Source organism: Pseudoalteromonas sp. T1lg122, from assembly GCF_002964825.1.
GTDB lineage: Bacteria > Pseudomonadota > Gammaproteobacteria > Enterobacterales > Alteromonadaceae > Pseudoalteromonas > Pseudoalteromonas gelatinilytica.
The window spans coordinates 33,254-55,030 of the sequence record NZ_PQCG01000033.1 but is presented as its reverse complement, the minus strand read 5'-3'; the positions used below and the strand labels follow the sequence as shown (position 1 = coordinate 55,030).

At 41.5% G+C, this 21,777-nt stretch carries 25 protein-coding genes; 20 read left to right on the top strand and 5 right to left on the bottom strand.

Going from position 1 to position 21,777, the window contains the following annotated elements; translation table 11 throughout:
• Positions 1-103: 103 nt before the first annotated feature.
• From C2M33_RS16655 to C2M33_RS16635, 5 genes are all read left to right on the top strand, one after another.
• Entirely contained in the window at positions 104-751 is a 648-nt protein-coding gene (locus tag C2M33_RS16655; protein ID WP_105174943.1) for a HEAT repeat domain-containing protein, read from the top strand.
• 191 nt (positions 752-942) lie between these two features.
• Positions 943-1,290 carry an immunity protein Imm33 domain-containing protein gene (locus C2M33_RS16650; RefSeq protein WP_062565971.1) on the top strand — a complete coding sequence of 116 codons (348 nt, stop codon included), beginning with the start codon at positions 943-945 and terminating at the stop codon, positions 1,288-1,290.
• A 106-nt stretch (positions 1,291-1,396) separates the two neighbouring features.
• Positions 1,397-1,750, top strand: a complete 354-nt coding sequence (locus C2M33_RS16645; protein ID WP_105174942.1) for an immunity protein Imm33 domain-containing protein — start codon at positions 1,397-1,399, stop codon at positions 1,748-1,750.
• 305 nt (positions 1,751-2,055) lie between these two features.
• On the top strand, positions 2,056-2,265 hold the full coding sequence (locus tag C2M33_RS16640; RefSeq protein WP_105174941.1) for a hypothetical protein: 210 nt from the start codon (positions 2,056-2,058) through the stop codon (positions 2,263-2,265).
• A gap of 329 nt (positions 2,266-2,594) precedes the next feature.
• Positions 2,595-3,860, top strand: a complete 1,266-nt coding sequence (locus C2M33_RS16635) for a sensor domain-containing protein (RefSeq protein WP_063699850.1) — start codon at positions 2,595-2,597, stop codon at positions 3,858-3,860.
• Positions 3,861-3,904: 44 nt separating this feature from the next.
• Here C2M33_RS16635 and C2M33_RS16630 read toward each other — a convergent pair whose 3' ends face one another.
• The 3 genes from C2M33_RS16630 to C2M33_RS16620 form a co-directional block, all read right to left on the bottom strand.
• Positions 3,905-5,551 carry a diguanylate cyclase gene (locus tag C2M33_RS16630; protein ID WP_233999236.1) on the bottom strand — a complete coding sequence of 549 codons (1,647 nt, stop codon included), beginning with the start codon at positions 5,549-5,551 and terminating at the stop codon, positions 3,905-3,907.
• A gap of 187 nt (positions 5,552-5,738) precedes the next feature.
• Complete coding sequence (gene katG / locus C2M33_RS16625) at positions 5,739-7,952, bottom strand: catalase/peroxidase HPI (protein ID WP_063699846.1); 2,214 nt, start codon at positions 7,950-7,952, stop codon at positions 5,739-5,741.
• Positions 7,953-8,141: 189 nt separating this feature from the next.
• Positions 8,142-10,904, bottom strand: a complete 2,763-nt coding sequence (locus C2M33_RS16620) for a S9 family peptidase (protein ID WP_105174940.1) — start codon at positions 10,902-10,904, stop codon at positions 8,142-8,144.
• A 257-nt stretch (positions 10,905-11,161) separates the two neighbouring features.
• Between C2M33_RS16620 and C2M33_RS16615 the strand changes: the two genes are divergently transcribed.
• A complete protein-coding gene (locus C2M33_RS16615) occupies positions 11,162-11,515 on the top strand; it encodes a four helix bundle protein (RefSeq protein ID WP_063699841.1) in 354 nt (117 codons plus the stop codon).
• 177 nt (positions 11,516-11,692) lie between these two features.
• On the opposite strand, the gene slmA is transcribed toward C2M33_RS16615, so the two are convergent.
• On the bottom strand, positions 11,693-12,280 hold the full coding sequence (slmA, locus tag C2M33_RS16610; RefSeq protein ID WP_063699831.1) for a nucleoid occlusion factor SlmA: 588 nt from the start codon (positions 12,278-12,280) through the stop codon (positions 11,693-11,695).
• A 112-nt stretch (positions 12,281-12,392) separates the two neighbouring features.
• Complete coding sequence (coaBC, locus tag C2M33_RS16605; RefSeq protein ID WP_063699829.1) at positions 12,393-13,586, bottom strand: bifunctional phosphopantothenoylcysteine decarboxylase/phosphopantothenate--cysteine ligase CoaBC; 1,194 nt, start codon at positions 13,584-13,586, stop codon at positions 12,393-12,395.
• A 144-nt stretch (positions 13,587-13,730) separates the two neighbouring features.
• Here coaBC and radC point away from each other — a divergent pair, with 144 nt between their 5' ends.
• From radC to C2M33_RS16535, 14 genes are all read left to right on the top strand, one after another.
• Positions 13,731-14,405, top strand: a complete 675-nt coding sequence (gene radC, locus C2M33_RS16600; protein WP_105174939.1) for a RadC family protein — start codon at positions 13,731-13,733, stop codon at positions 14,403-14,405.
• A 273-nt stretch (positions 14,406-14,678) separates the two neighbouring features.
• Positions 14,679-14,915 carry a 50S ribosomal protein L28 gene (gene rpmB, locus C2M33_RS16595; protein WP_036973115.1) on the top strand — a complete coding sequence of 79 codons (237 nt, stop codon included), beginning with the start codon at positions 14,679-14,681 and terminating at the stop codon, positions 14,913-14,915.
• An 11-nt stretch (positions 14,916-14,926) separates the two neighbouring features.
• Positions 14,927-15,082, top strand: a complete 156-nt coding sequence (gene rpmG / locus C2M33_RS16590; RefSeq protein WP_022946036.1) for a 50S ribosomal protein L33 — start codon at positions 14,927-14,929, stop codon at positions 15,080-15,082.
• A gap of 227 nt (positions 15,083-15,309) precedes the next feature.
• Entirely contained in the window at positions 15,310-15,651 is a 342-nt protein-coding gene (gene rpsF, locus C2M33_RS16585; RefSeq protein ID WP_036973113.1) for a 30S ribosomal protein S6, read from the top strand.
• A gap of 67 nt (positions 15,652-15,718) precedes the next feature.
• The gene (gene priB / locus C2M33_RS16580) at positions 15,719-16,021 is read left to right on the top strand and encodes a primosomal replication protein N (RefSeq protein ID WP_036973732.1); all 303 of its coding nucleotides are present in this window, start codon (positions 15,719-15,721) and stop codon (positions 16,019-16,021) included.
• Positions 16,022-16,033: 12 nt separating this feature from the next.
• Positions 16,034-16,261: a 30S ribosomal protein S18 gene (rpsR, locus tag C2M33_RS16575; protein WP_002962753.1), complete on the top strand. Its 228-nt coding sequence runs from the start codon at positions 16,034-16,036 to the stop codon at positions 16,259-16,261.
• Positions 16,262-16,296: 35 nt separating this feature from the next.
• Entirely contained in the window at positions 16,297-16,749 is a 453-nt protein-coding gene (rplI, locus tag C2M33_RS16570; protein ID WP_054554192.1) for a 50S ribosomal protein L9, read from the top strand.
• Between the two features lie 303 nt (positions 16,750-17,052).
• The gene (locus C2M33_RS16565) at positions 17,053-17,484 is read left to right on the top strand and encodes a type IV pilin protein (RefSeq protein ID WP_325050858.1); all 432 of its coding nucleotides are present in this window, start codon (positions 17,053-17,055) and stop codon (positions 17,482-17,484) included.
• Positions 17,485-17,489: 5 nt separating this feature from the next.
• Entirely contained in the window at positions 17,490-17,942 is a 453-nt protein-coding gene (locus tag C2M33_RS16560) for a GspH/FimT family pseudopilin (RefSeq protein WP_082873944.1), read from the top strand.
• The gene (locus tag C2M33_RS16555; protein WP_063699823.1) at positions 17,939-18,340 is read left to right on the top strand and encodes a type IV pilus modification PilV family protein; all 402 of its coding nucleotides are present in this window, start codon (positions 17,939-17,941) and stop codon (positions 18,338-18,340) included. The genes C2M33_RS16560 and C2M33_RS16555 overlap by 4 nt, the downstream gene beginning before the upstream one ends.
• Positions 18,337-18,861 (top strand): prepilin-type N-terminal cleavage/methylation domain-containing protein, encoded by a 525-nt coding sequence (locus C2M33_RS16550; protein WP_105174938.1) that lies wholly within the window; start codon positions 18,337-18,339, stop codon positions 18,859-18,861. The genes C2M33_RS16555 and C2M33_RS16550 overlap by 4 nt, the downstream gene beginning before the upstream one ends.
• Positions 18,854-20,602 (top strand): DUF7305 domain-containing protein, encoded by a 1,749-nt coding sequence (locus tag C2M33_RS16545; protein WP_233999234.1) that lies wholly within the window; start codon positions 18,854-18,856, stop codon positions 20,600-20,602. Before C2M33_RS16550 ends, C2M33_RS16545 begins: the two co-directional genes overlap by 8 nt.
• Positions 20,603-20,744: 142 nt before the next feature.
• On the top strand, positions 20,745-21,296 hold the full coding sequence (locus C2M33_RS16540) for an RNA polymerase sigma factor (protein WP_054554197.1): 552 nt from the start codon (positions 20,745-20,747) through the stop codon (positions 21,294-21,296).
• Positions 21,283-21,768 (top strand): hypothetical protein, encoded by a 486-nt coding sequence (locus C2M33_RS16535; RefSeq protein WP_082873943.1) that lies wholly within the window; start codon positions 21,283-21,285, stop codon positions 21,766-21,768. The genes C2M33_RS16540 and C2M33_RS16535 overlap by 14 nt, the downstream gene beginning before the upstream one ends.
• The last annotated feature ends 9 nt before the right edge of the window (positions 21,769-21,777 follow it).

Genomic DNA, 21,777 nt, shown 5'->3' with positions numbered 1-21,777 from the left:
AGTTAAATAAAACCATTGGGTTAAGCTAAATTATTTTCTGATGCCATGGGCGAGGTAGTGGCAAAAGAAAGACCTGACACTATGAGCTCTGGAGTAAAATGATATGACTAATATGCTGAACGTTTATATGGATGATATAGTAGTTATTAGTGATGAAACCCCACAATCATTTGATAAGCTTAAAAAAGGTGTATTATCTGATGATAGTGAAATAAGACAAAGATCATTTTCTAAATTGGCATGCTTTGAGTATACCGAAGAAATTAAAAATATTTTTAACAGAGGATTATTAGATAGCGATGAACTTATTCGCTCTGATTGTATAGAATTTCTCGCTGAATTTGATTTACTTGATAATTTAGAAAAGATTTGCGAATTATTAGATGACCCAAGCCATTATGTCGTTGATTCATGTGTAATTAGTCTAGCTGAGCTAAATTCTAAAAATGAAAAAGTTATTAAACTTTTGATTAATAAGTTAAAAGATAAGCAGCTTAAGAGTGGAACTGTTTTAAGTATTCACTATGCGTTATATAAACTTGATCCAACATACTCAATTGGGAACCTATTAGTTTGCTATTCTGACTCCAGAGATTATCGAGATAGGTGCGCTATTTTAAACTTATTAGCAGAGGGAATCCGAGAAGAGGATATCCCTGTGATAAAAGAGAAACTAGATAAAATTGTAAATCCTAATGATTTTAGATCTGTACTATCTAAATATGATGAACTTTTAGCTTCATTAGGTTGATCAGAGATTTAAATCCAAAGCCTCGCACTCGCGGGGCTTTGTTTTTTCTAGCTGTGGTGGCTTGGATTTTGTTTTCAAGACTGGCTAAGCTGCTCAATGGAAAGAACCGCTTGCTGGCATGGGTGAGGTAGTGACAAAAGCAAGACCTAACCCCATGTGTTTAAAGCGCAGAAAAAGGTGCATGATTTTTAATGACTGAAATTACAAAAATTCAAAGATTGGTCTGTAATGAATTTAATGCCGACTTTGTATCATCTCCCGAAGATATGAAAGTTGGGATTTCTCGTAACGTCAAGCAAGGGGTTATTCCTATTAATGGACTAAGACACTCTCCTGAAGGAGATACAACAGGTTGGTACATTTGGGGTGGAGAAGAGTTTTCTGAAGAACCTGATTTTTTCGTTCCTCTTCATGTTGCTCATTTAGGTGAGTGGTGTCCTGATATCAAAAAATTTCTTGCGCTACCTCCGGGCTATAGGTTTTTAATCGCAGGAGATTATGTTGATGTTTGGTTTGATGAGTCTTTATTAAATATTTGACGACATAGTTTGAATTCTAAGCTTCACACTCGCGGGAGCTTTTTGTTGTTTTCAACTTTGATGATATTCTCGATAGATTAATTAATTGTGTGGTATCCAATTTAAGATGAAAGGAATAACTCATCTGCTAGAAGTTCAACAGAAGTGTTGTGAACACTATAGTGCACAATATACACCAGTTGACGAGGAGCAAATGGTAGTAATATCTGACGGTGTATATGAGGGGCTGCCTTTAGAAGGAGTTCGTTACCCTTCACCGGACCATATGAGCGGTTGGTGGTTAACCACTGACGAATATAATGGAGATATTTCGAGTTTAAAAACGGTTCACTTTACTCATATTGTAAAATATAGACCTGAAGTAGCTATTTATATGGCTTTGCCACCTGGTTATCGATTCATGCTGGGTGGAGAGCAAGAACATGTTTGGTTTGATGAAAAAGTAGCAAACGACAAATAGATAATATCTTTTTAATTCAGAGCTTCGCACTCTCGGGCTTTGTTCTTAATAAACATGGCTCAAAGAAGAAACTCGATATCTTATATTTGCACCTAAAGCCTAGCACCTAGCACCTAGTAACTAAACTAGACAACTATAATGTTACCCATTTATTTTTCATGCATATGATTGGTGATAAGTAGTTAAGTAAAACCATTGGGGATAAGCTAAATCATTTTCTGACGCCATGTGCGAGGTAGTGGCAAAAAGCAAAAGCCCATGTGTATGTAAATAACCTAGATCAGTAAGTATAAAGCTGGAAGAAAATGATTATTGAAATTACGAAGTGGTCCACGGGTTTTAGAAAAATATCTTTTAATAAGGTATTGCGTCGAGAGTTGAAAATGACGATTGCAGAGGCAAAGACCACTGTGAATGAAATTCTTGTGGGAAATATTGTAAGGCTGCCATACACAAAAGAGTTGGAACTCGAGATTAAGAAAGCAGAATTATCTTACGACCTTATTGATGATTAAAAATTAAGAGGATTCTACCTTAGTTTGAATCCAAATATATTCTTAGTGGAATCTGGGGTTGTTTTCAAAAACAGTGACTCAAAGAAGAAACACGATGTCTTTTATTTGCGCCTAGCACCTAGCACCCAAAACCTAGAATCAATTCTTGCCACCCCAAATGACGCCCTACATAATTTTGATAGCTGATAGCTGATAGCTGATAGCTGATAGCTGATAGCTGATAGCTGATAGCTGATAGCTGATAGCTGATAGCTGATAGCTGATAGCTAATTTATAGTCTATTATTTCATTTTACTGAGTAGTAATAATGTATTGGACTCGGGTTGCCCATGAAACTTAATGACGTACAGATGTTTGTTAATCCTATTTATCGGTTAATAGAAATTACACCTATCCCTGTCATTGTTTCCTCGCCTAGCGGTAAACTCGAATATGCAAACCCGGCACTAAAACAACTATTAGGTTACGAAGGCGATGAAGTGTACGCCGATGATGTTGTTATAACTCATGCTGATGACAGAGAGTTAAATAAAGCTATTCGTGCCAAGCTTAATCAGTTTCCTGAGCAGCCCTTACAAATCGAAAAGCGTTACATGCATAAGTTGGGTCATGCTATTTATTGTCAGCTGAATATTGTTGCCGAGATGGATACTGACGGTAATGTTGTGCGTTATATTTCGCAAATTATTGACTTAACAACAGTCAATAAAGAGGCGGCCGCGGATATTTTGCTGACCCATTTGGTTGATAAATCGAATGATGCCATCTTTGTTGCAAACCCTCAGTTTGGTCAAATCCTTAATTGTAATCAATTTGCTTTTAGGTGCTTAGGTTATGAAAAGGAGGAGCTTTTAAAACTAACCATTCCAGACATTAACCCTGACTACGATACCAAGGCTAAATGGCAAGAAAGGGTGGAGCGTATAAAAGCTCAAGAAACCACTATTTTTGAGTCGTGCTTAAAACAAAAAGATGGTCAGGTTTTTCCTACAGAAGTGAGTGTGTGTCATATTGACCATCAAGGGAAAAGCTATCTTCTTGCGATTGTGCGTGACATTTCAGCTCGAAAAAATAAAGAGCAGGCTTTGATTGAGCTTGCGAATCTTGACCCGCTTACTCAATTACCGAACCGTCGTTATCTAGAGCAATTATTAAATGATGTATTTAGTGAAAATGGTGATGTGGCTGAGGGAATGGGCTTTATTTATATCGACTTAGATGATTTTAAACAAATCAACGATCAGCATGGTCATGCACTAGGCGATGAAGTTTTGGTATGGGTTGCAAAGCAACTTAAAGCTGCCGTCAGAAGTACCGATTATGTGATAAGAATGGGGGGAGATGAGTTTTTAGTGACTATTTCAGGCGTAACTAACACGACGATTCTGAATCGCTTGGCACATAAAATTGCGGATCAATTTTCAGCCCCTTTTAGTTGTAAAGGTAAGTCAATTGAAGTCACAGCAAGTATTGGTGTGACAGCGCATTTTCTCGGCGATGGTGTGTATGCAGCAAACCAGCTAATTGAAGAAGCGGATGCGGCTATGTACCAAGCTAAAAAGCAACCCGGAACAACCATCATTCATTTCAGCTAATGGTTTTAACGCCTTATGTTGCTCTGAAACTTGAAACTTTCCCCTCAAGCAGCCACTTCAACACAATTACGGCCGTTACTTTTCGCTTTATACAATGCTTTGTCGGCAATGGTGAGGGTTTCTTTCACGGTTGTTGAAGCATGAGCTACGCTGTGTACACCAATACTCACGGTAAATTGCACGGTTTGTACTTCATCAATGGTGATGTAGGTTTCTTGAGCTTTTTGGCGAATTCGCTCGGCAACTTGTTTTGCATCAAGTAGGTTACAATTGAGTAATAACACAAACTCTTCGCCGCCGTAACGGCAGGCTATATCAGCAAGGCCTTGCTCTGAGGTGAGTATGTTGGCAAATGCGATAATGACTTTATCGCCAACATCGTGACCATATGTGTCGTTAATGTTTTTGAAGTGGTCGAGATCAGCAATTAGTAGGGTTAACTCTTGCTGATTACTTGCCATAGCGGCAATCAATTCCTCACTTTTTCTGTCAAAGTAACGGCGGTTATACAGGCCTGTCATAGGATCTGTATCGACCAAGCGATTGAGCTCAGTTTGCTGTGCTTTAATTTTTTCGAGGCTCTTAATTCGATAAGAAAGAATAAACGCCATCATTAAGGCTTCGAGCAAAATACCTATGCCTACACCGTGGCTATTTATCACGTTTGCGTCGCTGATCCCCTTGTAATAAAGCACCGCCAGCATATTGAAAATAACGAACATAGAGTGGCCGAGCAAAAAGTATTTTGCCAGTGTGTTACCTTTTCGCCACAGCGAAATAGATACTCCAAATGTCACCGTCATCATTAAAGCTGCCAAGCTACTGGCAGGTTTTAATGCCCCCACAATATCGAACAAGCTATAGATAAAATCAGCAACCAGTAAGAACAAAATAATCGACAGCGCGATATGCTCTTTAGGGTAATGCTTTTTGGTTTCGAAAATGAGCATTACAAAAATTACTAAAAAGCTTGGCATGCTCAGTAAGTTAGAATTGAGCTGTAATAGCTCAGCACTAAAAATACCAAAGAAGTTAGCAGCAACACCATAAGACAGCGCCACCCACACCGTGCCAGAGATAAGATACAGGGCGTAAACAATGTTCTCGATTTTACGGGCCGATAAATACAAGAAGAAGTTATAAATCATCAGCGCTAACATCATCCCGACAAGCAGCGCAATGTAATTACCATTCCCAACAAGGGCTCGCTTTGAATGCTCTTCATCATAAATCGTTAGTGCAAACCACTGATGAGAAAAAGTGACGCTTTTTACGTAAATTGTTTTTTGCTGGTTAGGAGCAATATAAAACGAAAACACGGCACTGCCACCAAACATATTGGCTTTAGGGCCTGTTTTATCAAGTTGGATAACCGATTGGTTTATCAGTTGTGCTGATTGTGTTTCGTAAAAGCTGACTTCTTCTAAATGATAGGCATCAGGGTTATGTACAAATAAGCGTAGGGTATCGCTGTAGCTATTTTTTATAACTATTTTTGACCACGTAGTTTTAGCGTTAGTGCCCAAAGTAAGCTCGTTTTGACTGTTGGTAAAATTTTGCTGCTGAACTTGCGAAAGAGACATGGCGCCTGTGCTATCAATAAAATAGCTCATAGCAAATTGAGTGAGGTCAACGCTACGTTGATCGATATTAACAATAGGGGAGTTATCTGCACGGCTTTGGGTCGTCATGCTAAGGCATAATGAGTAGATAACAAAAAGCAGTATAAAGCGCGCAATCATCCCTAATGCCTGTGTCCAAATAAATATAATAATAAAGTTTTATTTTTAACGTAAACCGCTGCCTTGTCGAGTAAATTATCAACGAAAATAAAAAAAGCCGCTAACTTAGCGGCTTTGTTGGTTGCGAAAATATGGGTTAACGTAGGTCGAAACGATCTAGCGTCATTACTTTAGTCCACGCTGCTACGAAGTCATCAACGAACTTCTGTTTAGCATCGTCAGAGGCATACACTTCAGCAATTGAACGTAGCTCTGAGTTTGAACCGAAGATTAAATCTACTGGTGTTGCTGTCCACTTAAGTTTGCCTGACTTACGGTCACGGCCTTCGTAAACACCTTCCTCAGAAGACTTAGACCACTTCGTTGACATATCTAATAGGTTAACGAAGAAGTCGTTGCTTAATGTGCCAGGTTTCTTCGTGAATACACCGTGTTTAGTTTGGTCAGTATTCGCGTTAAGGGCACGCATACCACCTAGTAGTGCAGTCATTTCTGGTACTGATAAGCTTAGTAAATCAGCACGTTCAACTAACATTTCAGCCGGTGATTTCCATGCTGAGCTGTAGTAGTTACGGAACGCATCTGCTGTTGGCTCAAGTACTTCGAATGATTCAACGTCAGTCATTTCTAATGACGCGTCCATACGACCTGGCTTAAATGGTACTGAGATAGAGAAACCCGCGTCGCTTGCTGCTTTTTCGATTGCAGCCGCACCACCAAGAACAATCATATCTGCGAGTGAAATTTCTTTACCGCCAGATGCATTTTTGTTGAACTTAGTTTGGATTTTCTCAAGTTTGCTAAGTACTTTAGCCACTTCTTTCGGGTTGTTTACCGGCCAATCTTTTTGCGGAGCAAAGCGAATACGTGCACCGTTTGCACCACCACGCATATCTGTGTCGCGGTAGCTTGCTGCTGATGCCCAAGCAACACGCACTAGTTCAGATACAGATAAACCTGAATCTAAGATGCTAGCTTTAAGTGACGCGATATCTTTGCTATCAACTAGTTTGTGGTCAACTGCAGGGATATAGTCTTGCCAAATTAATACTTCTTCTGGCACTAAGTCACCTAGGTAACGAGCACGTGGACCCATATCGCGGTGGTTTAGTTTGAACCATGCTTTAGCAAATGCCAGTTCGAACTCTTTCGGGTCGTTTAAGAAACGCTGTGAGATCTTACGGAACTCAGGATCTGCTTTTAACGCGATATCAGTTGTGAACATGATAGGCGCATGACGCTTACCTTTAATGTGCGCATCTGGCACTAGGTTAGACGCTTGACCATTTTCTGGGATCCACTGAGTCGCACCCGCAGGGCTCTTAGTTTTAACCCATTCAAAGTTGAATAAGTTTTGTAGGTAGTTGATTGACCAACGTGTTGGTGTCACTGTCCATGCACCTTCAAGACCTGAAGTGATGGTATCTTCTGAGTGACCTTTACCACATTTGTTTTTCCAACCTAAACCTTGCTCTTCAATACCTGCTGCTGCTGGCTCTTTGTCTAAACACGTCGCTTTTTTCGCTCCGTGTGCTTTACCAAAGCTGTGACCACCGGCGATTAGCGCAACGATTTCTTCATCGTTCATTGCCATACGGCCGAATGATAAACGAATGTCTTCTGCTGCTAGAAGTGGATCAGGGTTACCGTGAGGGCCTTCTGGGTTTACATAGATTAAGCCCATCTCAACTGCCGCTAATGGGCCTTTAAGTTTACCTTTTTTGTCACGACGTTCGTCAGTTAACATTTTGCCTTCAGGGCCCCAGTATACGTAATCTGGTTCCCAATCGTCTTCACGACCACCGGCATAACCGAATGTTTTGAAGCCCATTGACTCGAGTGCAACGTTACCTGTTAACGCCATTAAGTCAGCCCAAGAAATGCTGCGACCGTATTTTTGTTTAATAGGCCAAAGTAAACGACGCGCCTTATCAAGGTTCGCGTTATCAGGCCAGCTGTTTAATGGGTCGAAACGTTGTTGACCACCGCCTGCGCCACCACGACCATCAAAAGTACGGTAAGTACCTGATGCGTGCCACGCCATACGGATGAAGAACGGACCATAGTGACCGTAGTCAGCAGGCCACCAATCTTGAGAATCAGTTAATACTTTCTCAATATCAGCTTTCACTGCATTTAGGTCTAACTTTAAGAATTCTTTTTTGTAATCAAAGTAAGGACCCATAGGATCAGACTCTGCGCCATGGGCACGAAGTTGGCTAAGATCTAATTGCTCTGGCCACCAGAATTGGTTTGATTTGATGTCGTTTGTAGCTTGTACGCCTGTTGCCACCAACAGTGATACCGCAACAGCTACTTTAGACAAAGCTGAAGTTGATTTCTTAAACATTGTGTTGTCTCCAGTTAGAAGTTGGGTGAAATATAGTTATGTTCTGGTTAACTTTCCACTTACAAACTGGGGTTTAAATCGATTGATAAAATCGAAAAAATAGATGGTGTGATTGATTTTATAGAATAAAGCCAGCAAAAATGCTGGCTCTGGGGGAGGTGTGCAGTAAGCTTAAATTCAGCTTATTGCTTATTCTTCAATAAAGGGTACACCGTTTTTGATCCACTCAGCGGCTGGTTTGCCTTTTAAGTAATGATCAAAATATTCCATCATGCGTACTGAGAAATCCACTTGGTTAGGGAATTTCTTCAGGTGATGTGGTTCACCTTCGTATTGTAAGAAGGTGGCATCTTTACCCGCACGACGAAGCGCTAGGTAGTATTGAACACCTTCGTGCCATGGCACAGCATCATCTTTGTCGCCAAACATAATCAGAATTGGGGTATTCACTTTATCGGCGAAGAACACTGGTGAGTTTTCGATGTATAGCTCTGGGGCTTCGAATAACGTTTTACCAATGCGGCTTTGCCCTGTTTCGTATTGGAACTGACGCGCAAGACCTGATTTTAAGCGAATACCGCTGTATGCACTGGTCATGTTAGATACTGGCGCACCTGATACAACAGCCTTAAACATATCTGTTTGGGTGATCATAAAGGCACTTTGGTAGCCTGCCCATGAGTGACCTTGTAAACCAATTTTATCTGGATCAGCAATGCCTAAATCAATCAACTTTTGAGTGGCGTTGATCATCGTTTGGGTTGACGATTTGCCCGGATGACCAATTTCAAAACGGATATCAGGTAAGAAAATCGCATAACCATTTGAAGTAAACATCGGGAAGTTAGGACGATGATTTAATTCCATTTTCGGGAAGTCATACATGCGTTGGCTCATATAGCGGTAGAAGTACACAACCACTGGCACCTTATCGCCTTTTTTGTAGCCCGCAGGCTTAATTAATACGCCTTGTAAATCTTCACCATCAAACCCTTTGTAGCTAATAAGCTCAGGTTTTTCACCCCATGCAAAGTTGCTAATTTGTGGGTTTAGGTTGGTAACACGCTGTGGCTTTTTGAAGCTAAAATCAGCTTGGTAGTAATCAGGGAATTGCTGATATGTTTGTGCAGTAAAGAGATATTTGTCGGCATTTTTCGCCTTTTTCACTACATCATAGCGCTTTTTACCCGAAAGTACTTTACTTACTTTATTGCTTGATAAGTCGAGTTTTGCAATTTCAGTTTGCTTATCTTGCAGGTTAGTTGCGCTTAGTAATAATGTTTCGTCTTTGGCAAAGCCCACTTGGTCTTTATCTAGTTTAATAACACGATATTGGGTATTGCTTTCTTTACCTTGAGTTAGGCGTGTTGCCTTTTGTGTTGCGACATCAAAAGCCCAAATATCAAATTTACTGTAAACCAGCACTTGGCTGCTGTCGTTTAACCAACCTGCAAAACCATAACCCGGCTGAGGTGACGGGTAGTCATGTTTATCATCAGCAAAAATAGCGTTAATTGCTTTAGATAAGGTCGAAACCTTATTGTTACCTAAATCTTTAAGTTGCACTTGGCTGTCTTGGAAAAATGCCGCAAATTGACCATTTGGCGCAAGGCTTGGTCTAAACGGGTAGTCGCTGACGATAGCGGTTTGTTTACCGGTTTTAACATCAACACTGAAGTAATCTGCGTAGAAACCGCCATACATAACACGCTCTAGGTATGGAAGATCTGAATAACCTAATAGCGCTTCGCGATGAGTATTAAGCGAAACCTCAGGCATGTTTGGCGTGCTTAACTGCACAACGTGCTGACCGTTTACATGATATACCGCTTGGTAGTGACGAAGCTTATTTGTGCTGTTCCATTGCTGCTCTTCGCGAGGCTTAATTTCAGCGTCTTTATTGTGCCAAACGTTGAGGCCCTTTTGGTCGCGAATGGTATCGAAATCATATAAAGAAGCTTCATCTTTGTATTCTTTTGCGGCAACTTTTGCAGCGAGTTTAGGGTGGTTTTCAAAGTATAAACGAGCACCATCTTCAGACCATTTTAGCGATGCTGTTTTGCCAATAGTCCAGCTGCTATCTGCAGAGTGAATGGTTGAAAGCGCCCCGTTTTGTAAAAGCTGTAAGCTGTGGTCACGACGGCGTGTGTCATCATTAACGTAATTACCAATTAACAGCGCTGCGGTATTGCTGTTTGGTTGCCAAGCAATTTTATTTGCCACAACGCCCGGCTCATCAATCAGTACACTCGTTGCAAAGTCATTATTAAGCGCAACTAATACAACTTGGTTGTCGGCACCATAGCTGTAGCTTTGGCTTGCTAATAACTGCTCACCGGTGCTGCTAATCGCATAGCTGAATACATTGTTTAGGGTGTGAGTGGTTTTGTCTTGAAGGTTAACAAGCACTAAATCAAAGCTTTTATCTTTTTTGTCTGGCTTTATTTCGCTGCTGTTTTCGTCTTTTTCTTCGCTGTCTTTTTTATCTGCTTTTTCTGCTTTCTTATCGAGTCGGTAAGCAAGCCATACACCATCATCCGATAATGCATAGTCTTTTACATCGTTAAAGGTTTGTTGCTCACCATTGTTAGTATTTACTAAAACAAGGTTGTTTTTTAGCTCGTCTTTTTTCTTGGTGGTTTCTTTTTCAAGTAGGGTTGGAACTTGAGTAAAAGCCACCCAGTTTGCTGCTTTATTAATAGTTGGGCGAGTACCGCGCTCAACGCTAGTTAGCAGGGTGTTATTGTTTAATGTATAAACCTGACCTTGTGCATTACCGCGATAAGGGTCGGCACTAAAGCTAAGAATTTGGCCATCTTCAGAAAGTTGGGTGCCTTTTGCGTATTTAAAATCAAACACGTCTTTAAATTGCAGAGCTTCTTTCGCACCAACCTGTGCACTACCAAGGCTTGTTACCAAGGCTAAGCTCAAAAGTGATAATTGCGCTTTCATTCATCTTTCTCGTTGTTTTTAAATTTACGCACCCAGTGTAGCGTTTTTAATAAACAATTCGAGTAGATACGATAAGTGGCGTGTTTGGGGAGGTGGAAGGGGAAAGTTGCTAGGGGAAAGTTGCTAGGGGAAAGTTGCTAGGTGAAAGTTTCGAGGGGAAAGGGGAAAGGGGAAAGGGGAAAGTTGTGAGAGGGGAGTTGGAATATGGGAGTTGTTAGGCTATAAGTAGAAATATGTTTTAAATAAGGATATTTAAAATGAAATTTGAAAACCTAGATGTTTGGAAGCGTTCTGCTACGTTAGCAATTGCAATTTTTCAACACTTTAAATCGAGTCGTGAATATTGCTTGAAAGACCAAATTAAGCGCTCTAGCTTGTCTATTTCATCGAATATAGCAGAGGGCTATGAGCGGATGTCTTCAAAGGATTGTGTGCGTTTTCTTTACTATGCAAAAGGAAGTTGTGGTGAGCTAAGATCACAGCTCTATATATCGCTTCAGGTTGGTGAGGTTAGCACTGAGGTGGCAAATAAATGGATAATAGAAACGCAGGAATTATCAATGATGTTAGCGGGCTTAATCAGAGCAATTAATAATGCGAATCAAAGGTAGTAGTTAGAAAAGGGAAAGTTAGAAAGCAGCTTGCTAACTTTACTCTTTCCCCTAGAAGCTCGCTAACTGTTTGGAATTCAATCTGATAGCTGACGGCTGACGGCTGACGGCTGAAGGCTGACAGCTCCAAGTTTACTCTAGCAACTCGCTAACTTTACTCTTTCCCCTAGCAACTCACTACAACCAAATCTTTTGTAGTTCTGGCCATTGTTTTTCAAATTGTGCACTTGGTTTTGCTTTAAAGTCGCTGCGCACGAATTGGTTCATCTTACCTTCTACATAGGCGAGTAAGAAGTTGGCTAGGGTGGTTTCGTCTGACTGGAATGCTTTGCCTTCGCGTAGTTTGCGCTCGCGTAGCACTTGCTTGAACTGAGTTTCTAGCTTTTCAAATAAGCCTTGTACACGTTCACGTAAGCGCTCTTGTTCACCTTGTAAGGCATCACCGGTCAAAATGCGGGTAATGCCCGGGTTTTTCTCAGCGAAGGCTAACAATAACAGTAAAATATTGTACACACGTGTTTGGCTTTCTTTCTCATTTTCTAAAATGAGGTTAATGCGTGATAACAGGGTATCTTCAATAAACTCGATTAGGCCCTCAAACATCCGTGCTTTACTCGGGAAATGACGATATAACGCAGCTTCAGACACACCTACCTCAGCCGCGAGTTTTGCGGTTGTGATACGTTGACCTGGGCTGGTTTCTAACATTTGTGCGAGTGCTTGCAGAATCTGCTCTTTGCGATTACTTCTTTTTGTCGCAGGCATGACCATTCCTTTCTTATAATTTATTACTTGCGCTGTTGGGAGTCAGACAAGCCATTTTTTGTGCAAATGAGTGGCTTATGTTAATGTTTTATTCAGTTTCTTTCCAGCATTTTTACAAACGCTTGGCAAGCTCAGTCATCACGCTCATGGCCAAATCTTTTTTACTTCCCATTGCTAAATCTAGCTGCTCATTGTGCCAGAAAAGTGTTAAAGCATTATGATCAGAATTAAAGCCAAGACCTTCTTTTGATACATCATTTGCGCAGATCATATCGAGATTTTTGTTCTTTAATTTACCTTGAGCATAGCTTGCAACATCTTGAGTTTCTGCCGCAAAGCCAACGGTATAAGGGCGATTTTCGTTCAGTGCAGCGACGTTAGCGATGACGTCTGGGTTCTTAACTAAAGTGAGGGTCAGCTCATCGCCTTGCTTTTTCATCTTTTGCTCATGAATTGCAGCTGCACGGTAATCAGCCACTGCAGCACAGCCGATAAATGCATCTGATTGCACGGCTAGCTTCATTGAGGCAGCGAGTAATTGCTCAGCACTTTCTATATTAGTGAGCAGGGCATTAGCAGGTGCTTTAATTGTCACGGGACCTGAAATCAGGTTTACCTTTGCACCTAGCGCAAGCGCAGCCTCTGCAAGGGCATAGCCCATTTTGCCAGAGCTGTGATTAGAGATATAGCGAACTGGGTCAAGGGCTTCTCGGGTTGGTCCTGCAGTAATCGTGATGGTTTTGCCTGCAAGTAATGGCTCTACTTCAGGTTGTGTACAAAGCGCGACTAACTCATGAGGCTCTAACATGCGCCCTGCGCCTACATCACCACAGGCTTGCTCGCCTTTACCTGGGCCCCAAATAGCCACGCCACGTTCGCTAAGTGTGGCAAGATTTGCTTGTGTAGCAGGGTGGGCATACATTTGTTGGTTCATTGCAGGTGCAACCGCCACTTTTGCTGGGGTGGCGAGTAGTAGGGTCGTGAGTAAGTCATCCGCAATACCCATCGCCATTTTCGCTAAAATATTGCTGGTTGCAGGGGCAACTAAAATAAGGTCTGCCCATTTGGCAAATTCGATATGACCCATTGCGGCTTCTGCTGCGGGGTCGAGTAATGAATCAGAAACAATCTCACCGCTAACCGCTTGCATAGTTAAAGGAGTAATAAAGTGTTTTGCTGAGTCGGTCATGACGACTTTTACTTCACAGCCTTGATCTTTTAAACGGCGAACAAGTTCTGCACATTTATAGGCTGCAATACCACCACTCATACCTAGCAGGATTTTTTTATTTACTGATTTTGTCATTACGTGAAATTTAACCTTTGTCGATATGGGCTAACGATAGCAAATCTTTACCGATAGCATGAAGTTTTCTTTTTTACTGACAGGCAAAAACTGGATTTTATAGTACAGTTTAATAAATGGAATAGTTGTTTTAAGGATGAAGCAATGCCATTAACCGATTTACCTTTATCAGCAAGGCCGCGGGAAAAGTTACTTGCCCAAGGTGCCAAAGCACTCTCAGATGCAGAGCTACTAGCGATATTTTTACGTACCGGTGTGCCGGGTATGAATGCCATTGAGCTGGCGGAGCATCTACTCAATATTAACAGCACGTTGCACGACTTATTTAATGCATCTGAGCAAGAGTTTTGCGCTCAAAAGGGTTTAGGATCTGCTAAATATGTACAGCTTCAAGCGGTACTTGAACTAAGCCGGCGCTATATGCTTGAGCAATGTAAGCGCGAAGCATTATTTAATTCACCGCAAGCTGTGTATGACTATTTAACTATTCAGTTGCGTGGCTTACAGCAAGAGGTATTTATGGTGCTGTACTTAGATAGTCAAAACCAGCTAATTAAAGACGAAGTACTTTTTTACGGCACTATAAATGCCGCTTCTGTATATCCACGCGAAGTGGTTAAAGCAGCACTTCGTAATAATGCTGCGGCACTGATACTTGCTCATAATCACCCAAGTGGAGTTGCTGAGCCTAGTCAGGCTGATAAATTGATCACCACTAAATTGCAGCAAGCTTTAGCCTTAATCGATATAAATGTGCTGGATCACATCATTGTGGGTGGTGAAAATTGTGTGTCGTTTGCCGAAAGGGGGCTTATATAAAGCCTGATAGCTTAGAGAGTGTGTTAAAAATGAGCAGTTTAGGCTGATTTTAGAAATTAGTTTAATTTAAATGCAGTTTTTACTTTCCCTAAGGGCTTTCGATCATTATAATTAGCCGCTATCAAATTTACACATGAGCTGATTGGATAAGATCTGTTACTTGATCTTTGCCTGTATAAGCTGTATAAAGAGCGCCCTTCGATTTATCCCGGGGCACAAATACTGGCCTAAGGGAAAATTAAGCTCGAGCGAAGTTATTGGAGATATATAGACATGTCTAAAGTATGTCAAGTTACAGGTAAGCGTCCAGCGGTTGGTAACCACCGTTCACACGCGAGAAACGCGACTAAACGTCGTTTCCTACCTAACCTACAAACTCACCGTTTTTGGGTTGAAAGTGAAAAACGTTTTGTAACACTACGCACTACTACTAAAGGTATGCGTATTATCGATAAAAAAGGCATCGACGCGGTTCTTACAGAAATCCGTGCTCGTGGCGAAAAAGTTTAAGGAACTGAATCATGCGCGATAAGATCCGTTTAGTTTCAACTGCTGGTACTGGTTTTTTCTACACTACCGACAAGAACAAGCGTAACATGCCTGAAAAAATGGAAATCAAAAAATACGATCCTAAAGCTCGTAAACACGTGATTTTCAAAGAAGCTAAAATCAAGTAATTTTAGTTTTCAGAATTTCAAAAACCCAGCCTCGGCTGGGTTTTTTGTTTTTAGCGTTTAGAAATTTTTATTAGAGCAGAATATCTAGTTTGGTTTGCTGTTTTATCTTGCTTAATTATCAATCTAAGCGTAAAATGCGCGCTCATTTCGGCTTATTAAATTTAATTCCTTGCCTTAAACCGACTGGCCGAAACGGTAGAAGGCTCTATTAACCGTAAGGAATATCCATGCGTCATTACGAAATCGTATTCATGGTTCACCCTGATCAGAGTGAGCAAGTACCTGGTATGATCGAACGTTATACTGGTTCTATCACTGAAGCTGGTGGTACTATCCACCGTCTTGAAGACTGGGGCCGTCGTCAATTGGCTTACCCAATCGACAAGCTTCACAAAGCTCATTATGTTCTTATGAACGTTGAAGCACCTACTGAAGTAATCAGCGAGCTAGAAACTACTTTCCGCTACAACGATGCAGTGCTTCGTAACTTAGTTATGCGTACTAAAGACGCTGTAACTGAAGCATCTCCTCTTGCGAAAGAAGAGAAGAAAGAAGCACCAGCTGCTTAATCGTTTTGAGTTCAAGCATGGCGCTTGCAGTTGAGACAAAAAGATGAGCCAACCGCTTAATCCTTATATGAATCAGCTGACACTATCTGGGGTTGTTTGTAAAACCCCAAAATATAGTCAAAGCCCTGCTGGTATACCGCATTGTATTTTTGTTCTTGAACATAAATCGATGCAAGTTGAAGCAGACCTTAACCGTAATAGTTATGTCAGGCTTCAAGTTGTTGCCAGCGGCACGCCAATGCAACAACAGACTCAACAATTGCACGTTGGGCAACAAGTGCAAGTGACGGGGTTTTTAAACCGTCACGAAGGCCGAAACGGCTTAAGCCAATTGGTCTTGCATGCTCAACATATAGAAAGAATTTTTTGAGGAATTTTACTCATGGCACGTTATTTCAGACGTCGTAAGTTCTGCCGCTTTAAAGCGGAAGGCGTACAACAAATCGATTATAAAGATCTAGCTACTCTTAGAAACTATGTTACAGAAAGTGGCAAAATCGTACCTAGCCGTATCACAGGTACTAGCGCTAAATATCAGCGTCAGCTAGCAACTGCTATCAAGCGTGCTCGCTACTTAGCCCTTCTTCCATACACTGACTTACATAAGTAAGCAGCGGATTAACAGTTTTTAAAAGGTGTAGAGACATGCAAGTTATTCTACTAGACAAGATCGCAAACCTAGGTGGCCTAGGTGACCAGGTTGTAGTTAAATCTGGCTTCGCACGTAACTTCCTTTTCCCACAAGGTAAGGCAGTTCCTGCAACTAAAGCTAACATCGAAACTTTCGAAGCACGTCGTGCTGATTTAGAAGCTAAGATCGCTGAAGATCTAGCTGCTGCTCAAGCTCGCGCTGACAAGTTAGAAGCATTAGCTGAAGTTACACTAGTTTCTAAAGCTGGTGACGAAGGCAAGTTATTCGGTTCTATCGGTACTCGCGACATCGCTGAAGCTATTTCAGCTGTTGGCGTTGAAGTTGCTAAATCAGAAGTTCGTTTACCTCTAGGTACTATCCGTGAGACTGGCGAATTTGACGTAGCAATCGCAGTACACTCAGACGTATCGGCTACTATCAAAGTAATCGTTATCGCTGAAGCTTAATAGCAATATTAAGTAAAAAAAGCCGCGCTTATGTGCGGCTTTTTTGTGCCTGAAATTTATGAATTGTAGCGTTTTGTACCACTATGAGTTCATCGATACTCATTCAATAGTATTGGTTTCTAAATTTAAAACACATAAATACCAATCCTATAATCTTACCTATTTTACAAACAGACGTTCTTTTTTCTTAATTTTATTTTTCTTATTAGTATAATCGAATGAGTAAAAGTAAATTGGTTAAAATTGACACTGACAACGCTGTCATTTATATTGTGCTGGTTAAAAAGTATTAAGGGGTTGAGGTTGAAAAGTGCATTAGTACCACATGGAATGGGTAAACAAACAGGCTTTACATTAGTAGAAATTCTTATCGTGATCGCTATTTTAGGGATTCTGTATAGCGTAGCACTGCCTGCATACACTGAGCACATGCAACGTAGTCGCCGTGCTGATATTCAACAAGAGTTACTGCAATACAGCGCCAGCCTCGAACGTATTTATTCACGAAATGGCGGCTACCCAAATGCATTTGCAACTCAAAATACTGACTATTACACCTTTACTTACACAGCAACAGATAAAGTATCAGGTGCTGTAAGCGATTTTAAAAATCGTGGCTACAGTTTAAAAGCCGCTCCTAAATCGGGCTCGGCGCAAGCAAGTGATCGCTGTGGAGACTTAACCGTTAAACATGATGGTAGTTACAGCGCTTCATTTACTGATTGCTGGGAGTAACACATTTGCGTCGAATTGCAGGGTTTACCTTAATTGAGTTAATGGTTGTGCTGAGTGTTATCGGCATTATGGCAGCTGTGGCTTTTCCGTCTTTTAGCCAACAAATCTTGCAAGATCGCGTCGTAACTACTGCAAATCAGTTAAATAGTGCTTATAAATTTGCACGTAGTGAGGCGGTCAAGCGCGACAAACCTATCAATCTGGTTGTTAATAATAGTAGCTGGCAAGTGACCCTCAACGAGGGGGGCGTAGACACGGTTTTAAAAGAATTTTCGGTCACTAAAAGCGGAGTTACTGTCAACTTAGTCGCATTAGCCATTAGTGCCAGTGGCGAAGTTGATAAACAAGCTGAAATTTTAGTGAAAGATGAACACACAAATACCACAGATTACGTGATGTGTGTGCTTAAAAGTGGCCAAAACTGGTTAGTAGAAAATTCACAGCGAGGATGTGCATGAATAAGCAGGCAGGCTTTTCATTATTAGAAGTGATGATTTCAGTGGTGATCGCTGGCATCGCATTATTAGGCTTGGCGGCAGCGCAGCTAAAATCGCTGCAATATGCAACTAATAGCTTTAATTACACCGTGTCACTCATTCAAGGTCAAAACACCATTGAGCGTTTGTGGCCGCGCATTTGTGAAATTCAAAAAACCAATACCGCACTTTTCCAAGATGCGACGTTTAGAGCTTCGCTCGCGCCGCAAGTGAGTGATTATCAACTGACCATCCCGGCTACTTACAGTGATGATATGCAAATTAATGTGGCTTGGGTTGATAAGCGCATGACAGACAATGCAGAAAATCAAATTAGCCTAAATGCCAGTTTTCCTGATTTAACGGCGGTATGTTCATGAATAAACGCGTTCAGGGTTTTACCTTAGTTGAACTGATGGTGGCATTGGCAGCCGGGGCTTTTTTATTAGCGGGAGTGAGCTTGTCGTACTCAGCGATTAAAAGCACGATTGAGGTGAGTAAAGAGCTGGAAAACGCGCAAGAAGTGATCCGTTATACCAGCAAAGTATTCAACCGCAGCATTAAGCAAACACAACTAACACCGACCATCAGTGCAGATAAAAGCACGATTACCATTACTCAACCTAGCGGGGTGATTGCTTGTGATGGCTCTGCAACAACAGCGCAGGTGGTTGAGGTCTATAGCTTAAATGGCAGTAACTTAATGTGTTCACTTGATGGTGCTGCCTCAGAGCGGTTACTCACAGGTATCGAAACGCTGAGTTTTAGTATCGCTGGTGAACTTGTCACTGTGAGTGTGAAGCCAAATGACTTACCTACGCAGTTTGGTAATGGTATTAACATTGATATTGCCTTAATCAATGCAATATTAGTCAAAGCATACGGAGCTGGCGGTGTCTAACAAGCAAGGTGGTTTTACCCTAATAACAGTGTTGATCTTGACCAGTATGGCCAGCATCGTGGTGCTAAGTTCGCTGCGTGAAAACATTGTTCAAGAGCGCTTAAGTGGTAACTTTCAAAAGAAATTAAACAGTCGCTTAATGGCTGAAAAAGGTGTGTTTGAACAAGCTAAGTTATTACAACAAACCTTGAATGAGGAAGGTGTATTAGCGGTTGAAGATTTGATCAGTAAAACCAGTAATGCATCGGGCTCAGGTGTGATTGCTGATGATGCCATTTTTAATGCCAGTTTAAGTAAGAATGCTGCTGGTGAGCTTGAAATTGCAAGCCTTGGTCAACGATTTGATGGTGATGCACAAAGTAATTTAGTCGCCCGTTTTGCTGTACAAGGCGCGAAAGGCAGCTCGATTTTCACTAATGCGATGGTGGGCTGTAAAGGGGTTAATCTGTCGGGGAGTGGTAGTATCGATAGCTACGATTCTAGCAAAGGCACGTACGAAGAAACTAAGTCGAATGATGGTGATGTTTCAACGATTGCTGGCGATTCAGACGTGGTGCTATCAGGTCATTCACCGATTAAGGGTGATGTAAAAGCGACCGGGGTTATCTACTTAAATGGTTCATCACCAATTATTGGTAATATCCATTCAAATACCGGTGTTTATATCTCTCCTGGCAGCGGTTTACGTGTAGACGGTAATGTCTATACCCGAGGTTATTATACCCATCGTGGCGGCACAGTTTCTGGTGTGGTGCGAGCCAATGGGGATGCGAAAATGCAGTGGTCAACATTCATTACGAATAGCCAAGGCGAAGCGCTGGATATAATGTATGGTGGCTCTGGTGATTTTAAAGATACCTACAATAATCAACAAGATGGTGTGCACTACAGTGATAGTAAGTTTAATGTAAACCCGAATGTTGAACCGATTACCGTTGCTGACCCAGCTGCCCCCGATTATGACCCTACAAACCCAGATACCAGTTGCGACCCGTTAATTTTGCCAGAGAAAATGACAGACATCACAGACCAAGTGAGCAGTTATAGTTCTGTTTCGATTGGTCCTACGCAACAATTTAAACTTAATACTGAAAAGGGCTTTTTTAGTAGCGGTGGTAGCCAAGTAATTTTGCCAAGCCTTGCCGATGTTTTCTTGTTTAACTCTAAAGCGCAAAACCAAGCCAATGGCAGTAACAGTAAAGAGTATATTTTTGCACTTGATAGACTCAAGATGACCAGTGACGGCAAAATGGAGGTCTCTGGTGGTGATGTTATTTTACTGATTGATGGCGACTTTTCGATGGAAGGGGATACCAGCCTAACAATTAAAAAAGACAGTAGCTTAACGGTGTTATTAACCGGAAAAGTTAATATTGGCGCAGGCGCAAAAGTTATTACTGAGCAAGAAGGCTTAACCACCAGTGGTCATCCGTCGTTATCATTCTACTCATCATTTAATGGTGTGAATGGGGTGCAGTTTAGTGGTGCTGCGAATTTATATGCAGCTATTTATGCACCTCTGACAACGGTGAAACTATCGGGCAGTGGTGAGCTGTTTGGTAGCGTACGTGGCTCAACAATTACCGCAACAGGGGGCAGTGGTGCTCATTATGATGCGGGTTTACTACAAGTACAAAATGGCGGCACGCCTGCTTCTTCGGCACGTATCGTATTTTTAGGTTGGAGCTACAAAACTGCAGAAACAACTGAAGAAGAAAGCGACGCATCCCCTGCCGAATAACGCAAATCCCCAAATAAAATTGTGTAAGCTCAATTATTTGTAGCTTACACAAAAAAAATTAATTTCATTTAAACCTTTTGAATCCCTCCTTACGTCTAATACACTAAATTCACAACAATAATCATAAAGGACAACATCCAGGATGTTGATAGATGCAGAACAAGCGTTCGCCCAGCAAAGTGAGCATGCCTTGATAGAGCGCGTAAAAAGCGGTGATCAAGCAGCCTATGCAACACTTTATGAGTTGCATGTGAAGCGGGTTTATAGCCTTTGTTTGCGATTACTTGCAGACAAAGAGCACGCCGAAGATGCAACACAAGAAGTGTTTGTACAGTTGTGGCACAAAATCGCGAACTTTGATGGACGCTCACAATTTTCGACTTGGTTACACAGTGTTACCAGCAATATTGCGATTAGCTACATTCGCAAACATAAAAGCTGGTTTCAAAAAGTAGTGAGTTTTGAACAAAGCGGTATGGATGAGCAAAGCGCAGCAGATTGTGACGGCTTTAACGGCCTCGATAAATTAGTACTGAGACTACCTGAGCGAGCACGTATGGTGTTTGTGCTCCATGCCATTGAAGGTTATCGCCATGAAGAGATAGCAAGCATGCTTGATATGGCGGTCGGTTCTAGTAAATCGCAATTTCACCGTGCAAGGCAGTTATTAAAAGAGTGGTATGAAAATGAGTAAGCCAGAATTTGAACAATTTTTAAATGACTCGCTTAACCAGCAGCAAGATATTAGCCCTGATAAAGATCTTTGGCCGGGGATTGAGCGAGCAATTGCAACAGGGCAAACACAGCAAGCTGATAAGCCAACGCATGGTTGGAATAAACTCGCAGCTATCGCCGCTTGTTGTATAGCAGCACTTTTGACCGTACAGCTTTTTGTTGGCCAAGGCGAGTCAAACAGTATGATGGCAATGAGCGATTATTTTACCAAGCAAAAGCAAGGTTTGTTGGTGCAGTATCAAAATCAACCTGCGTTAACCGATAACTGGCAGCAACAACTAAAAGAGTTAGAAGAAGCCGAAAGTGCCATTAAGCAAGCACTTGAGAATGAACCTGAAAACCCGGCTTTATTACAAATGCTATCGCAGATTTATCAGCAACAACTGGACTTAATTAACAAGGTGCATGCACCGAAGTGGCAAACGATTTAGGAGTGACAA

Coding starts and splice junctions, on each gene's coding strand:
- C2M33_RS16655 (WP_105174943.1), top strand. CDS start 104: ATGACTAATATGCTGAACGTTTATATGGATGATATAGTAGTTATTAGT.
- C2M33_RS16650 (WP_062565971.1), top strand. CDS start 943: ATGACTGAAATTACAAAAATTCAAAGATTGGTCTGTAATGAATTTAAT.
- C2M33_RS16645 (WP_105174942.1), top strand. CDS start 1,397: ATGAAAGGAATAACTCATCTGCTAGAAGTTCAACAGAAGTGTTGTGAA.
- C2M33_RS16640 (WP_105174941.1), top strand. CDS start 2,056: ATGATTATTGAAATTACGAAGTGGTCCACGGGTTTTAGAAAAATATCT.
- C2M33_RS16635 (WP_063699850.1), top strand. CDS start 2,595: ATGAAACTTAATGACGTACAGATGTTTGTTAATCCTATTTATCGGTTA.
- C2M33_RS16630 (WP_233999236.1), bottom strand. CDS start 5,551: ATGACGACCCAAAGCCGTGCAGATAACTCCCCTATTGTTAATATCGAT.
- katG (WP_063699846.1), bottom strand. CDS start 7,952: ATGTTTAAGAAATCAACTTCAGCTTTGTCTAAAGTAGCTGTTGCGGTA.
- C2M33_RS16620 (WP_105174940.1), bottom strand. CDS start 10,904: ATGAAAGCGCAATTATCACTTTTGAGCTTAGCCTTGGTAACAAGCCTT.
- C2M33_RS16615 (WP_063699841.1), top strand. CDS start 11,162: ATGAAATTTGAAAACCTAGATGTTTGGAAGCGTTCTGCTACGTTAGCA.
- slmA (WP_063699831.1), bottom strand. CDS start 12,280: ATGCCTGCGACAAAAAGAAGTAATCGCAAAGAGCAGATTCTGCAAGCA.
- coaBC (WP_063699829.1), bottom strand. CDS start 13,586: ATGACAAAATCAGTAAATAAAAAAATCCTGCTAGGTATGAGTGGTGGT.
- radC (WP_105174939.1), top strand. CDS start 13,731: ATGCCATTAACCGATTTACCTTTATCAGCAAGGCCGCGGGAAAAGTTA.
- rpmB (WP_036973115.1), top strand. CDS start 14,679: ATGTCTAAAGTATGTCAAGTTACAGGTAAGCGTCCAGCGGTTGGTAAC.
- rpmG (WP_022946036.1), top strand. CDS start 14,927: ATGCGCGATAAGATCCGTTTAGTTTCAACTGCTGGTACTGGTTTTTTC.
- rpsF (WP_036973113.1), top strand. CDS start 15,310: ATGCGTCATTACGAAATCGTATTCATGGTTCACCCTGATCAGAGTGAG.
- priB (WP_036973732.1), top strand. CDS start 15,719: ATGAATCAGCTGACACTATCTGGGGTTGTTTGTAAAACCCCAAAATAT.
- rpsR (WP_002962753.1), top strand. CDS start 16,034: ATGGCACGTTATTTCAGACGTCGTAAGTTCTGCCGCTTTAAAGCGGAA.
- rplI (WP_054554192.1), top strand. CDS start 16,297: ATGCAAGTTATTCTACTAGACAAGATCGCAAACCTAGGTGGCCTAGGT.
- C2M33_RS16555 (WP_063699823.1), top strand. CDS start 17,939: ATGAATAAGCAGGCAGGCTTTTCATTATTAGAAGTGATGATTTCAGTG.
- C2M33_RS16550 (WP_105174938.1), top strand. CDS start 18,337: ATGAATAAACGCGTTCAGGGTTTTACCTTAGTTGAACTGATGGTGGCA.
- C2M33_RS16540 (WP_054554197.1), top strand. CDS start 20,745: ATGTTGATAGATGCAGAACAAGCGTTCGCCCAGCAAAGTGAGCATGCC.
- C2M33_RS16535 (WP_082873943.1), top strand. CDS start 21,283: ATGAAAATGAGTAAGCCAGAATTTGAACAATTTTTAAATGACTCGCTT.